At 53.0% G+C, this 13,595-nt stretch carries 12 protein-coding genes; 7 read left to right on the top strand and 5 right to left on the bottom strand.

Annotated features, from left to right (window positions below):
- Nucleotides 1–159: 159 nt before the first annotated feature.
- Complete coding sequence (locus ABD949_RS30540; RefSeq protein WP_345250341.1) at nucleotides 160–882, bottom strand: NUDIX hydrolase; 723 nt, start codon at nucleotides 880–882, stop codon at nucleotides 160–162.
- A gap of 100 nt (nucleotides 883–982) precedes the next feature.
- On the opposite strand from ABD949_RS30540, the gene ABD949_RS30535 reads away from it, so the two are divergent.
- Together ABD949_RS30535 and pyrE are read left to right on the top strand one after the other, a co-directional pair.
- A complete protein-coding gene (locus ABD949_RS30535; RefSeq protein ID WP_345250339.1) occupies nucleotides 983–2,272 on the top strand; it encodes a hemolysin family protein in 1,290 nt (429 codons plus the stop codon).
- A gap of 96 nt (nucleotides 2,273–2,368) precedes the next feature.
- Nucleotides 2,369–3,001, top strand: a complete 633-nt coding sequence (gene pyrE, locus ABD949_RS30530; RefSeq protein WP_345250338.1) for an orotate phosphoribosyltransferase — start codon at nucleotides 2,369–2,371, stop codon at nucleotides 2,999–3,001.
- 20 nt (nucleotides 3,002–3,021) lie between these two features.
- On the opposite strand, the gene dprA is transcribed toward pyrE, so the two are convergent.
- The 4 genes from dprA to ABD949_RS30510 form a co-directional block, all read right to left on the bottom strand.
- On the bottom strand, nucleotides 3,022–4,140 hold the full coding sequence (gene dprA / locus ABD949_RS30525) for a DNA-processing protein DprA (RefSeq protein ID WP_345250336.1): 1,119 nt from the start codon (nucleotides 4,138–4,140) through the stop codon (nucleotides 3,022–3,024).
- Nucleotides 4,141–4,296: 156 nt separating this feature from the next.
- Entirely contained in the window at nucleotides 4,297–5,199 is a 903-nt protein-coding gene (locus tag ABD949_RS30520; RefSeq protein ID WP_345250334.1) for a pepsin/retropepsin-like aspartic protease family protein, read from the bottom strand.
- Between the two features lie 61 nt (nucleotides 5,200–5,260).
- Nucleotides 5,261–6,385 (bottom strand): helix-turn-helix domain-containing protein, encoded by a 1,125-nt coding sequence (locus ABD949_RS30515; RefSeq protein ID WP_345250332.1) that lies wholly within the window; start codon nucleotides 6,383–6,385, stop codon nucleotides 5,261–5,263.
- A gap of 29 nt (nucleotides 6,386–6,414) precedes the next feature.
- Nucleotides 6,415–6,753 carry a MerR family transcriptional regulator gene (locus ABD949_RS30510; protein WP_345250330.1) on the bottom strand — a complete coding sequence of 113 codons (339 nt, stop codon included), beginning with the start codon at nucleotides 6,751–6,753 and terminating at the stop codon, nucleotides 6,415–6,417.
- 86 nt (nucleotides 6,754–6,839) lie between these two features.
- On the opposite strand from ABD949_RS30510, the gene alaS reads away from it, so the two are divergent.
- The 5 genes from alaS to ABD949_RS30485 all read left to right on the top strand — a co-directional run bounded on the left by alaS (nucleotide 6,840) and on the right by ABD949_RS30485 (nucleotide 13,510).
- The gene (gene alaS, locus ABD949_RS30505; protein WP_345250443.1) at nucleotides 6,840–9,494 is read left to right on the top strand and encodes an alanine--tRNA ligase; all 2,655 of its coding nucleotides are present in this window, start codon (nucleotides 6,840–6,842) and stop codon (nucleotides 9,492–9,494) included.
- 125 nt (nucleotides 9,495–9,619) lie between these two features.
- Nucleotides 9,620–11,284 carry a tetratricopeptide repeat protein gene (locus tag ABD949_RS30500; protein WP_345250328.1) on the top strand — a complete coding sequence of 555 codons (1,665 nt, stop codon included), beginning with the start codon at nucleotides 9,620–9,622 and terminating at the stop codon, nucleotides 11,282–11,284.
- A 168-nt stretch (nucleotides 11,285–11,452) separates the two neighbouring features.
- Entirely contained in the window at nucleotides 11,453–11,695 is a 243-nt protein-coding gene (locus tag ABD949_RS30495; RefSeq protein ID WP_345250326.1) for a DUF433 domain-containing protein, read from the top strand.
- A complete protein-coding gene (locus ABD949_RS30490) occupies nucleotides 11,679–11,999 on the top strand; it encodes a DUF5615 family PIN-like protein (RefSeq protein WP_345250324.1) in 321 nt (106 codons plus the stop codon). The genes ABD949_RS30495 and ABD949_RS30490 overlap by 17 nt, the downstream gene beginning before the upstream one ends.
- A complete protein-coding gene (locus tag ABD949_RS30485; RefSeq protein ID WP_345250322.1) occupies nucleotides 11,999–13,510 on the top strand; it encodes an ATP-binding cassette domain-containing protein in 1,512 nt (503 codons plus the stop codon). Before ABD949_RS30490 ends, ABD949_RS30485 begins: the two co-directional genes overlap by 1 nt.
- The last annotated feature ends 85 nt before the right edge of the window (nucleotides 13,511–13,595 follow it).

Here is a 13,595-nt window from a genome sequence, read left to right as displayed (position 1 = left end):
CGCCAGATACCAAGAAGCAATGTACTAATTAATTCAGAGCTTCACTACCGATTTTCGGGTAAATTTCTCTGATACTGAGTCTTAGGCCATTTAAACAAATAGGCCCGTCCTTTTTCGGTACGGGCAACTATTTTCGTTGAGTTCAGAAACAAGTTGTCATTAATCGTCCTCCTTCGGCTCCTTCTCAAACACCGATTCGATCACGTACCGGATAGAACTGTACGAGTTGGTCAGGGCCAGTTGCGCCTGTTTGCGGTCCATCCACGCCAGCTGCTCAATATCCTCCTCTTCCTGCGGTGCCATATGGCTTTCGTCCAGGCACGTCATGCGGTACCATTTGGTACGTTTCAGAATTCGGTTGTCGTTAAACGTATAGGTATGCCAGGTGGTACAAATTTTATCATCTAAATCGACTACCGCCCCGGTTTCTTCTTCCACTTCACGAATGGCGCCGGCTTTGGATGATTCACCGTCGTCGAGCTTGCCTTTCGGCAAATCCCAGACACCCCGGCGGAACATCAGCAGCATCTGATCTCCTTTAAATACCACGCCCCCAGCCGCTTTTACCACTTTAAAAAGGCTCTTCATCCGCTCTTCAGCGGCTTTCTTATCGATGCAAAACAAGGTAACCGACGACAGATGGCTGATGTCTGAACTCTGAAGCAGACTCACCAGTTTCTCAACCGTCGGGGGTGCAGCATTCAAAACAAGCAGATGACCTTGCAGCGCATCAGCTTTCAGGACTTCCAGCCGGGCATCCACAATTTGGTCAAAGTCGGAAAACGGTTCCAGGTGGTTACCACCATGACGGGTATCACGGTGACGCGAGGCAACTTTCGGACCGGTCAGGCGAACAGGCCGGTCGTCAATGAAAACAATCATGCAGAGCGAGAACAGTTAGAGGAACAAAATTAGCAAAAGCCGGATTTTTTGACACGATAAAAGTTTTGATATTTTTGCGGTACGCCAACCTTACTCCTTTGTGGAAATTGCCATAATTTTGCTGCTTACCATATTAAACGGAATTTTTTCAATGTCGGAGATCGCGCTGGTTTCCTCGCGCAAATCACGACTCGAAACCGCAGCCAAAAATGGCGATAAAAAAGCCCAGTCTGCGCTGGATCTGGCCAATGCGCCCAATCGCTTTCTCTCAACGGTTCAGATTGGCATTACCCTGATCGGTATTTTGCTGGGTATTTTCAGCGGTGACAAAATTACCAGCGATATGCAGGCGTATGTGGCCCAGATTGAGCCGCTGGCCCCATACTCCAGGTCTATTGCCGTCGTACTGGTCCTGATTATCCTGACGTATACATCGCTTGTGCTGGGCGAGCTGGTGCCGAAACGTATAGGCCTATCGAACCCGGAAGGCATTGCCAAAACCATGGCGGCTCCGATGAATCTGCTATCGCGGCTCACGTCCCCGTTTATCAGCCTGCTGGGCACATCCAGCGATTTACTGATCAAAATTCTGCGGATCAAGCCCAACGAAAATGCGGTTACGGAAGAAGAAATCAAAAGCCTGATTCAGGAAGGCACCACCGGGGGTGTCATTGAGGAAATTGAACAGGAGATTGTCCAGAATGTTTTTCACCTCGGCGACCGCAAAATTACGTCTCTGATGACCAACCGCCAGGAAATTATTTACCTGGACCTGGACGCTGACCCGGACGAGAATAAACAGAAGATTCTGGAGTACAAACACTCGGTGTACCCGCTGTGCAACGATGGCGTCGATGAGGTCGTTGGCCTGATCTACAGCAAAGACCTGCTGGGCAAAGACCTCGATGAAGAATTGCATCAACTAAACGATTTTAAACGCGATGTACTCTACATTCCTGAAAACAACCGCGCCTATCAGGTGCTGGAGCGTTTCCGCGAACGGCGGCAGTACGTCGGAATAATCGTGGATGAATACGGTGGGGTACTTGGCATGGTTACCCTGAATGACATTGTGGATGCGCTGGTCGGCGATATCTCCGAAGACGATGACACGGATTATGAGATCGTGGAGCGGGAAGACGGCAGTTACCTCATTGACGCCCAGTTGCCCTTCGATGAGTTCATAAACTACTTTGATATCACCATTTCCGCCCAGAACCGACGCGACCTGACCGGATTTGACACCCTTGGCGGCTTCGCTTTGCATATCCTGAAAGATATTCCTAAGGCTGGCGAAACCTTTATGTGGCAGTCCTACCAGTTCGAGATTATCGATATGGATAAAAGCAGAATCGACAAAATTCTGGTAAGGAAGGTGATAGAAGAGTAGAAATTTGTTTAAGGTTTCACGTTTCATGTTCCAGAAGGGTTCGAGGAAGCGTAAAACCTGAAATGGCACCGGTCGCCCGGTTGAAACACTGAAACAATGAAACAAGAAATTGCCCGTCGGTTACTCGATGTCAAAGCGGTACAGTTGCGGCCGGATGAGCCGTTCACCTGGAGTTCAGGGTGGAAATCGCCGATTTATTGTGATAATCGGGTTACACTCTCCTACCCGGAGGTGCGCACTTTTATTAAAAATGCACTCGCCGACACCATTCGGGAGCACTATGCCTCTGCCGAGGTAATCGCCGGTGTGGCTACGGCAGGCATTGCCCAGGGAGCCCTGGTCGCCGAGGTGCTGAACCTTCCTTACTGTTACGTGCGCCCGGAGCCCAAAAAGCATGGCATGGGTAACCAGATTGAAGGTCGCCTTGAAGCCGGCCGGAACGTTGTTGTCGTTGAAGACCTGATCTCGACCGGCGGCAGTTCGCTAAAGGTGGTCGACGTGCTCCGGCAGGCAGGCGCTGAGGTAATCGGTATGGCGGCTATTTTCACTTATGGCTTTTCCGTTGCCGCCGAAAACTTCCAGAAGGCCGGTGTACCCCTCCTCTGCCTGAGCGATTACGAAGCACTGCTTCAGGAAGCGCAACAGCTTAACTACATCGCCCCCAACAGTCTGGCCTCCCTGGCGGCCTGGCGGCAAAACCCAGCGGAATGGCAGGGAATTAAGGGTTAACAGGACCGTCAGCAAACTCCTCATACGTACACCACCTGGTATTTTTTACCGGGGAGGGTGCGGATGAAGTTGCGGAATTCGAGGTTCAGTAAGAGGGAGGCCAGTCGTCCCATGGGAATCTGGGTACGCCAGCTCAGGTCGTCGATGTGCATATCCGTCTGCTGTCGCAGCAAGGCTATTACCTGGCTTTCTTCTTCGGTAAAGTCAACCGGCAGGACCATTGCTTCTGTTGCTGGTGTCCTGGCTGTCTGGGATTGATCCCAGTTCAGGGCTTCAATAATGTCAGCGGGCCGGGTATAGATCTGCGCCCGATTCTCCCGGATCAGTTTGTTGCAGCCCTGCGAAAAGGTCTGGTTCAGGTGGCCGGGCACGGCAAATACTTCCCGGTGGTAATTATTGGCGTAGGTCGCCGTGATGATGGCTCCGCCTTTGGCAGCCGCTTCGACCACTACCACCGCATCGCTCAGCCCGGCAATAATCCGGTTACGGGCCGGAAACAGGTGGGCATCCGGCTTTACGCCCGGCCGGTTTTCAGTCACCAGCCCGCCGTTGGCAAGCATTTCGTGAGCAGTTTTCTGGTGCACAGTCGGGTAAATGATGTCCAGTCCGCTGGCCATTACGCCAATGGTTGGCAGTTGGTGCGCCAGACTAGCCCGGTGTGCGGCAATATCGATGCCGTAGGCCAGTCCGCTGATGACGATGGCTCCGTAGGGCTGCAACGCCTGAACCAGTTCCTCCGTGATCCGGCGACCGTACTCGGTTGCCTGCCGTGTTCCTACCAGCCCGACGGTGCGGGCCACATTGAGGTCGATAGTACCTTTTACATACAGTAGGGCCGGCGCATCATACAGCCCTTTCAGCCGGACTGGATACTCCTTGCTGGTATAAAACAGTGCGCTGGCCCCGAGCTTCTCCAGCCGGTCCAGCACCTTGCCGGCTTCGTTCAGCACATCGGGGTGACGAATGGCACGGGCGGTAACCTCGCCGATACCTGGTACCTTCCGCAAGGCAGGTAACGACGCCTGAAAAACACCGGTAGCCGAGCCGCAATAACTAACCAGCTGCCGGATCAGAATGTCGCCCACGCCCGGCACCAGCGTCAGCGCAATTTGATGGAGAGTTTCGATGGAATTGTTCACAGCGGCTAAATTCCCCAGAATTCGTCATATGAAGCCGTTAAATTTTACTTAAATTTTCTGGTTAGCCGCAATAAAAGCAAGTTATGAGGTAGTGCCCTGGCAGGTTAAAGCTACCTGACCAGGGCACACGTATAGATAGGTGAGCCTATAAATACCTCATCGTTGAATGACTATCCGCTTTCCGGGCACATCAATGGTTACCTGCTTACCCAGCCAGTTTAGGCCCATGACGGCATCGTAAATCAGAGGCTCACCGAAGATGACCCTTGGACTAACTAACGCCACATCGGTTATACCCGCTGGCCTAAAGGACACATTAACCGGAGTGATGTAAGCCGTTTCGGTAAAGCCTTTGGTGAACGGACTTTCCCGCTGATTCTTCCGCACCGTTTCGTCGCTTTTGCTCACCCCCAGGTTCGGCATCAGACGAGCGTCGACGCGGACGTAATGACCACCCCCGGTATCCAGCAGTGTCTCCAGGACAGTTGTGTCGTTCACCTGCACGTTGGCAAATATCTCGAGGATCTTGTCCCGGTCGCTGCGGATGGTAACGGGCCAGGTTTTACCGGTTTTGGCCCGCTGGGAAAGTGATGCAGCCGTTTCAAACACCACTTGTTTGCTGGCATAATCCAGGGTAAACGGCTGGTTGCGAAAAGCCGTCAGCGAAATGATACCGTCGATTCCCATACCGTCCAATGCGGTAGTGTATCCGCCCACGGCTCCAGTTTCTTTTACGGGCCCGATTACCACTTCCGGAATATGGTAGTGTTGCCCCCAGAGCGGCTCACCCGACGCCCGGAAGCCTGTGTAGCGGCCGGCGAACGAGGTACCAGACGCAATTTTATCGAAGAACGATTTAGAGAAGACGTGCATGCCCGCTCCGGTATCGAGCAGGAATTTTCCTTTTACGCCCCCAACGGTGGCTTCAATTTCCAGGTGACCGCTGTTGGTTACCGTCAGCGGAATGCCCGGCAGCGGCTGGGCGTGCAGGTGAAAAGGGGCGAAAAAGAGCAGGGCCATCAACAGGCTGGGCAATGTGATTCTGAATAAACAGGTCATGGTGCAGATAGTTAAAAGGTAAATACTGCCCCAAATCAAGCACCTGTAAAAACGTAAATCGTCAATTCTGGTCAGGTTTTACCTCTTTTTCCGACATTTTTTTAAGTTGCTGGCGATATTCGGAGGGCGTCAGGCCGGTTGCTTTCTTAAACGCATTGTTGAAAGACACTTTATTATTGAAACCTGAATCGAACGCCACAGCCAGCACTTTATCATCACCGGCCAGCAGCCGCTTTGCTTCTTCCACCCGGAGGCCGTTCACGTAGTCCGAAAACGTCTGTCCCATACGGTTGTTGATTACCTGCGAAGCATATTGTGGGGGCACGTTCAAAGCCGAAGCGAGTTGATCGAGATTAAACTCGGGAGACAGGTATGGTTTTTCCTGCTGAATATAGCCGGTCAGGCGATTCACCAACAGGTCGAGGTCATTGGACGTCAGGGGCGATTTCTGGTACTTGGGTTTTCGGGACTTGCGGTAAAGGGTATCCGGATGATTGAAGGCCGTATAGGCCAGTGCATAGATAGCCACCGCAATAAACAGGCGAACGCCATGACCGGCCAGCGTAAAATACCCTAACCCCAGCGAAACCCCTACCCGGTATACCCAGGCTCCGATAGCAAACAGCAGGTAAAATACCCAGATCCGGCGCAGATAACCAGCAGCCTCTGAGGGAGCCTGCTGGCTCAACCGGTAAATAGCAAGTCCGTAATAGATCAGGAGCGCCGTCATGAGCACATCCGTTCCCAACATAACCGGATCGAACGGATACACACCGTTTATCTGTTCTTCGTGGCGAATAAATACCCGCTTGCCTTCGGCTGAGCGCAACAGCACCGGCAGCGCGTAAAGGATCAGCAGCGCCCAGGGAATGAAATGCACGAGATGCCGGCGCTGGAATGCCGGCTGGGGATTGGAGAAGTAATAGACGTACAGGTAGATGAGCGGCCCGAACAGGAGAAATGCTCCGCTGGAGGTTTTTAGCAGGTGCGGAAACTGATCCAGCAGGTGGTTATAGGTCAGGTAATAATACAGGGTGTTGTAGCTGAAGACAAATACCAGTATAGCCAGCAGTCGGTTAGCCAACTGATTTTCGCTCTTCTTCAAGCCAATCAGTAAAGCCAGAAAAAAGCCTTGAACGGCTCCGGCCAGGTACAGATACGTTATAAATGAAGGAACTGTCGGCATCGCTGTCTCTCCCACTAACCGTAAGCAATTTAATCCTGACTGGCACCAATACCGTCCCGCAGGTTCTCCAGAAACCCTTTTATTTCCTGCAATTTGGCAATCATTTTGGCATTTTCGCTCTGTGTGGCCGATCGATTTTTGAGGTACTCGCGTGCACCCTGCAGGGTATATCCTTTCTCCTCAACCAAACTCAAGATTTCTTTCAGGTGCTCGATGTCCTCTTTCGTATAGATCCGATCACCCGCACGGTTTTTGCGCGGTTTCAGCGACGGAAACTCCTTTTCGTAGAACCGCAGCCGCGAAATATTAACGCCAAACAGATCGGCCACCTCCCGGATGCCGTAGTATCGCTTGTTCAACTCCTCCATACGACAAACTTCCGTTCTGTCACGGTAAAACACAAGATTTGGCGTAAATTTGCGGGAAAGTCGTTTCCCGACTATTGACTACGATGATGACTTCTTCTGAGATCCGACAACATTACTTAGACTTTTTCCGGAGCAAGCAGCACCTGATTGTGTCTTCGGCCCCGCTGGTGGCTAAAAATGACCCGACGCTGATGTTCAACAACTCGGGCATGGCACAGTTCAAGGACTTCTTCCTGGGCAACGGAACACCACCGGCCAAACGCGTCGCCGATACGCAGAAATGCCTGCGGGTGTCGGGGAAGCACAACGACCTCGAAGATGTCGGCTTCGACACCTACCACCATACCATGTTCGAGATGCTGGGCAACTGGTCGTTTGGTGATTATTTCAAGAAAGAAGCCATCGAGTGGGCGTGGGAGTTGCTGACCGGAGTTTATAAGCTGCCGAAAGACCGGCTGTATGTGTCGGTATTTCAGGGCGACGAAAAAGATAATGTACCCTTCGATCAGGAGGCCTGGGATCTCTGGAAACCGATCGTCGGCGAAGACCGGATCATTCTCGGCAACAAGAAAGACAACTTCTGGGAGATGGGCGATACGGGTCCATGTGGTCCTTGTTCAGAGATTCACGTCGACCTGCGCCCGCAGGAAGAGGTAGACCAGAAGCCCGGCAAGGAACTGGTCAACGCCGATCACCCGCAGGTCGTGGAGATCTGGAATCTAGTATTCATGCAATTCAACCGGAAAGCCGATAGTTCGCTGGAGCCGCTGCCCGCCCGCCATGTGGACACTGGTATGGGGTTTGAGCGGTTGTGCATGGCCATTCAGGGTAAGAAATCAAATTATGATACCGACGTGTTCACTGGTACCATCCGGGTTATCGAAGAGCTATCGGGGCAGACCTATCAGGGCACCATGGAAAAGTCAGACGTGGCCATGCGCGTGATTGCCGACCACATCCGGGCGGTATCCTTCGCCATTGCCGATGGGCTGGTGCCGTCCAATGTCCGGGCCGGTTACGTGATCCGCCGGATTCTGCGCCGGGCCATTCGCTACGGTTATTCGTATTTGGGCTTTACCGAGCCGTTTATGACCAAACTGGTGCCCACGCTGGCCCTCCAGTTTGCGGCTGTTTTCCCCGAACTTAACGCCCAGCGCGATTTTGTGGCAACCGTGATTCGGGAAGAAGAGATCTCGTTCCTGCGTACCCTCGGCCAGGGGCTGCGCCGTCTCGACCAGATTATTGGTCAGCTAACGGATACCGGCAAAGACACCATTGACGGAGAAACCGTTTTTGAACTTAACGATACGTTCGGTTTCCCCGCCGATCTGACGGCTCTCATCGCCCGCGAACAGCGACTCAAAATTGACGAAGAAGGCTTTCAGAACGCGCTAGCGCAGCAGAAAACGCGCTCCCGCAAAGATGCAGCCTCTTCGGCCAGTGATTGGGTTGACCTGATGGACGCTGACCGGGTCGAGTTTGTCGGTTATGATTTTGTCGAAGCCGATTCCCACCTGGTGAAATACCGCAAAGTACAGAACAAACAGGGCACGCAGTACCATATTGTGCTGGACCGCACACCGTTCTACGCCGAATCGGGCGGACAGATCGGCGATACCGGCCACCTGATTCTGGACATGGACAGAGCGGATTCGGTACTGGTCAAAATCATTGACACCCGGAAAGAAAATGATTTGATCATCCATGTCTCTGACGATAAAGATGTTGACGAAGCCCTGAACGCGGCCATTGCCGTAAAGGCGGTGGTCAGCTCCGACCGGCGGGATCTGATCATGAACAACCACACGGCTACCCACCTGCTCCATGCCGCCCTGCGGGAGGTGCTGGGGCCGCACGTAGCCCAGAAAGGTTCGTACGTAGGTCCGGATACCCTTCGTTTCGACTTCTCGCACTTCGCCAAAGTGACCGACGAAGAACTGGAGCAGGTAGAGCATATCGTGAATCAGAAAATCCGCGAGAATATTCCGCTGGATGAGAAGCGCAACGTCCCCATCGATCAGGCGAAACAGATGGGTGCCACGGCTCTGTTCGGCGAGAAGTACGGCGATTTTGTGCGGGTAATTACCTTTGATCCCGGCTACTCCGTAGAATTATGCGGAGGTACGCACGTATCGGCTACCGGCCAGATCGGCCTGTTCAAATTCTTGTCGGAAGGCTCCGTTTCTACTGGTGTTCGCCGGGTTGAAGCCATCACAGCCGACAAAGCGCTGGCTCTGATGCGCGAACAGCAGGCTACGCTCGACGAATTAAAAGAACTGCTGAAAGCGCCGAAGGACATCGTTAAAGCGGTGCAAAGCCTGATGGAAGAGCGAAACCAGCTGCAGAAGAAAATTGAAGCGCTGGAGAACGAGAAACTGCAGCAGGTAAAAGAGCAACTACTCCAGAAAGCTGAAGCGGTCAACGGCTACACCGTTCTGATTCAGCGGGTCGACGTCCCCTCCGCCGATGCTTTGAAACAACTCGCCTACGACCTGAAAGCAAAAGTGAATAACCTGGCCCTGGTGCTAGGGGCCGACATCAATGGCAAACCCCAGCTGGCGGTGATGCTGGCCGACGAGATTATCAAGGAAAAGAACCTTCACGCCGGGAATATGGTCAAAGAACTGGCCAAAGAAATCCGGGGTGGTGGCGGTGGTCAGCCATTTTTCGCCACTGCCGGTGGCTCCGACGCGAGCGGCCTGGACCGGGCGCTGGCAAAGGGACGGGATTTGCTAGCTTAACAAATTTTGAAAAAGCCGGGTCATGTATCCGGCTTTTTCGTTTTACCGAACACCCAGTGCTGAATAAACTTCTTGGAAGTAACCTGCGTAAGCCGTAATTTAACTGATAATCAAAAGGCCTTGCTATGATACGGCTCTATTTTTACACGATGCTGCTGCCCCTGCTGACGGCATTTCTGTTCAAATTCGGTATTCGTCCCGTTGAGCCGGTCGTATCCGCCAAGGCAACGTTCTCCATTGCCTCCACCATACCCATTTGTGGTTCTACCCAAACCGGTGGTATCCCCCAAAACCTGCTGAACCAGCCAGTAACGCTTCGCGCCAAAATAGGCACTTTCCCCTTTCCAACCTCAACCAAATCACCAAAGGCGCAGGCGTTTTTCGAGCAGGGCATGGTCCACCTGCACGGCTACCAGTTGGTAGAAGCCCTCCGGCATGATTCCACCATGGCTATGGCTTATGCAGGGATAAGCCGGGCGTATGTGCAGATGGAATTTCAGCCGTACGCAGCCGCCCGCAAAGCTGCCGAACAGGCTAAAGCCCTTGCTAACCGGGTTTCTGACCGGGAGAGGGAACACATTGAGCTGCGCTTTGCCCAGCTAAAAGCCCTGGTGTCTGTCAGCGACCTAAAAGCCCTGGACGAGTACCGCCTGCGCCTGAAAACAGCCATCAAGCGCTTTCCCAATGATGCCGAACTGTGGCTGCTATCCGGTAATTCTTACGAAGAGTCAGCGCTCGGCCGGGGTCAGGGCAGTTCGCCGGCCAGTATTGCCATTTACGAAAAAGTACTTCAGCTCGCACCCAATCACCCGGCGGCTCATCATTACCTGATTCACGCCTATGAGGGAATGACTGACTACGAGAAAGCCATTTACCATGGTGCGGCATACGCCCGGCTCTCTCCCCGTTTGCCTCATGCGCTGCATATGTACGCCCACGACCTGATGAAAACCGGCAACGTAGATGAAGCCATTGCGCAGATGAAAGAAGCCGATGCCATTGAGCGGGACCTGTATGCTGCCGACCAGTATAAAGCCGAATACGATTGGCACCACGGGCATAATATCGCCTTGCTTGCGCTATGCTACCAATACCAGGGCCGGATGAAAGAAGCCGAAGAGCTTTCCAGAGAGAGTTACGCCATGGGTTTCCCAACGGATACTAACTTCCGTTACTACCGCAAAAAAAGTCTGCCCGAACTGCTGTTTGACCAAGAACGCTATCCGGAGGTTTTACCCATTGCCCAGAGTTTGGTAAAAGCCAGCACCCCCGCCGAACGACTGTTGGGCCACTACTTTCTGGGGCTTCTTCAGTTGCACGAGGGAAATCTGGCAGGTACCCGCAAAAGTCTGAAAGCAGCTGAAGCGCAACTGGCCATGATCCGGCCGGCCTACCCCACTACCCGTTTACATGGTTTTGTAAAACATTACCCTAAATTCCTGGCAGTCCTGATTCGCCTACAGGATAAGTCCACGAACGAAGCCGGTTTACAAGAAATCCGCGAATTTCAGAAGATGGCGCGTGGCCAGTTCGGACCCGACGGCTGGGTTGAAGCCCTCTACCAACTGGAAATGATTGCCGACGCAGCGTTAAAAGGACCAGATACCAATTTTGCCAAAGAAGCCGTAGGGGTGCTGGCGGAACATGATCCCGCGTATCCGGGTACGCATTACCTGCAGGCGAAACTGGCTAAGCTCAACGGTGACCAGAAAACCGCCAGTCAGCAACGCGAACTGGCCATAAAAGGCTGGTCGAAAGCCGATAAAGAATTTACCCAACGCATTTTCTAAACTTTCCGCCTTCTGTCTACTCCACTTCCTGCCGTCCCGATTGCAATCGGGACGGTTTTTTATTGCCAAGCTTCGGTGGCTATTTATGTTAATTGTAGTGGAGTACGCGTTTTAACAGACAGTTAGCAGCTTTTTTAGTTTCTTTGTCAGTAAACCAATTTGAACCTGATGGATATTAACAATATCATCACCATTGATCCTGATATTCAATTTGGTACTCCGGTCTTTACCGGAACCAGAGTACCTATTGAGAGCCTTTTCTGGCACCTGGAAGAAGGTGTGTCGTTGGATGACTTCCTGAATGATTTCCCGTCTGTACAGCGTGAACAGGCGGTTGCTTTGCTAGAATTAGCCCAAAAAGCCGTATCATCCCCAACATTGCTGCATTTGCTGAATGAAACTGCTGCTTGATGAGAACCTGCCGAAGCAGCTAAAAAACGATTTGCCTAATCACGAAGTGTACCACGTCAGCGATAAGCATTGGAACAGCAAGAAGAATGGGGAATTGTTACAGGCTATGCTGGCGGATGGCTTTGATGTTTTGCTAACATTTGACAAAAACCTTCAGCATCAACAAAATTTTGAAAAGTACCCAATTATCGTTTTTGTGCTGATAGCCCCAAAGAACCAGCATCAGTACCTGCAACCGTTGATGCAGCAAGTAAACCAACTGCTTCAGCATCCTTTAAAGCATGGGGCCACAATTATTTCGTAATGCCATCTGAACTACTCCTTCACCTTGACAACGCCACCGTACGGCGACCGGAAGGGATTGTACTCAAAAACATCCACTGGACGCTGAACGTAGGCGAACAATGGGCCATTGTGGGTCCTACTGGCTCCGGCAAATCGTCGCTGCTGGATACCGTGGCTGGCCAGTTACCCGTACTATCCGGTCACTTTCATCACCCTGTAGGTCCGCTGCGCGATACCGTTGAGCGGGTAGCCAACGACTACCGGTTCGACCGGCGGGTGGCGTCGGCGGCTCAGTTTTACCAGCAGCGCTTTAACGCTGATACTTCTGAGGAATCGCCCACCGTTTGGGAAGTGCTCCAGAACCAGGTGTGGCCCGTGGGTACGCATGACCCTAAATCGGTGCCGCTGCCCCCGCCGGCTTATCCGGAAGACTGGCTGAGCGAAGTAGCGAATCAGGTCAACATTGCCCATTTATTGCAGCGGAAACTGACCTCCTTATCGAACGGCGAAACCCGGCGGACGCTGCTGGCCCGGTCGCTGCTGCGTCGCCCGCGTATCTTACTCCTCGACAATCCGTTTGCCGGCTTGGATGCAGAGAGCCGCCAGCGGCTGCACCAGGTACTCAATACCGTTGCGGCCGAAGGGATCTCACTGGTATTGGCGACATCGTTACAGGAAATCCCAGCGTGTATGACGCATATTCTCTCACTGGCAGAGGGTGCCATCATCGAATCCGGTCCCAGAACCGCTCAGGCGCTGCAACAACCGCAGGCACCCGTTCACGCGCTCACCAATGCCGACCGGCTAAGGCAGTGGCATACGGCCAATAAGGCCACCTTCATAAATGCCGTGAAGATGCAGGGCGTATCGGTGCAGTATAACGGACAGAAAGTACTGGACAACATCGACTGGACGGTTCGGCGAGGAGAGAAATGGGCGGTGCTGGGCCCAAACGGCTCCGGCAAGTCTACTTTGCTGAGCCTGATTACCGCCGATAACCCGCAGGGCTACCGCAATTCCTTTAGCCTATTCGACCGCCGGCGCGGCACCGGCGAAAGCATCTGGGATATTAAACAGAAAATCGGCTTCGTCTCACCGGAGGTCCACCTTTACTTCCCCCGTGACCTCACCGTCTGGAAAGCTGTGGCGTCTGGCCTGTTCGACACGGCGGGGTTGTTCCGGAAGCTGACCGATGCGCAGACCGAACATGTCAGCTTTGTGCTGAACCTCCTGAATATAGAAGACCTGCGCGACAAACGCTTTGCCCAGTTGTCGACCGGTCAGCAGCGGTGGGTCCTGCTGGCAAGAGCGCTGGTCAAGAACCCGCCCCTGCTGATCCTGGACGAACCCTGCCAGGGCCTTGACCCGGAGCACACCCTCCAGTTCCGAGATCTGGTCGATGAGCTTTGCCAGACATCCGACCGGACCTTGCTTTACGTCTCCCACTACGCCGATGATATTCCCCGTTGTGTTACGCAGGTATTGCAGCTGGCAGCCGGCCGGGGGCAGATCAAACCATATCCTTATTAATCCTTGAAAATCAATGCCCCGCCCGATGGAACCGGGGCTTATTACCTCACCGAAAAGTCGCTTCATGAGCGGCTTTTTCCGTTTC

Source organism: Nibrella saemangeumensis (genome assembly GCF_039541915.1).
Taxonomy (GTDB): Bacteria; Bacteroidota; Bacteroidia; order Cytophagales; family Spirosomataceae; genus Nibrella; species Nibrella saemangeumensis.
The sequence above is the reverse complement of the archived record's forward strand: the minus strand, read 5'-3'. Positions and strand labels throughout refer to the sequence as shown.

Coding starts and splice junctions, on each gene's coding strand:
- ABD949_RS30540 (WP_345250341.1), bottom strand. CDS start 882: ATGATTGTTTTCATTGACGACCGGCCTGTTCGCCTGACCGGTCCGAAA.
- pyrE (WP_345250338.1), top strand. CDS start 2,369: ATGAAACAAGAAATTGCCCGTCGGTTACTCGATGTCAAAGCGGTACAG.
- ABD949_RS30520 (WP_345250334.1), bottom strand. CDS start 5,199: ATGACCTGTTTATTCAGAATCACATTGCCCAGCCTGTTGATGGCCCTG.
- ABD949_RS30515 (WP_345250332.1), bottom strand. CDS start 6,385: ATGCCGACAGTTCCTTCATTTATAACGTATCTGTACCTGGCCGGAGCC.
- ABD949_RS30510 (WP_345250330.1), bottom strand. CDS start 6,753: ATGGAGGAGTTGAACAAGCGATACTACGGCATCCGGGAGGTGGCCGAT.
- alaS (WP_345250443.1), top strand. CDS start 6,840: ATGACTTCTTCTGAGATCCGACAACATTACTTAGACTTTTTCCGGAGC.
- ABD949_RS30500 (WP_345250328.1), top strand. CDS start 9,620: ATGATACGGCTCTATTTTTACACGATGCTGCTGCCCCTGCTGACGGCA.
- ABD949_RS30495 (WP_345250326.1), top strand. CDS start 11,453: ATGGATATTAACAATATCATCACCATTGATCCTGATATTCAATTTGGT.
- ABD949_RS30490 (WP_345250324.1), top strand. CDS start 11,679: ATGAAACTGCTGCTTGATGAGAACCTGCCGAAGCAGCTAAAAAACGAT.
- ABD949_RS30485 (WP_345250322.1), top strand. CDS start 11,999: ATGCCATCTGAACTACTCCTTCACCTTGACAACGCCACCGTACGGCGA.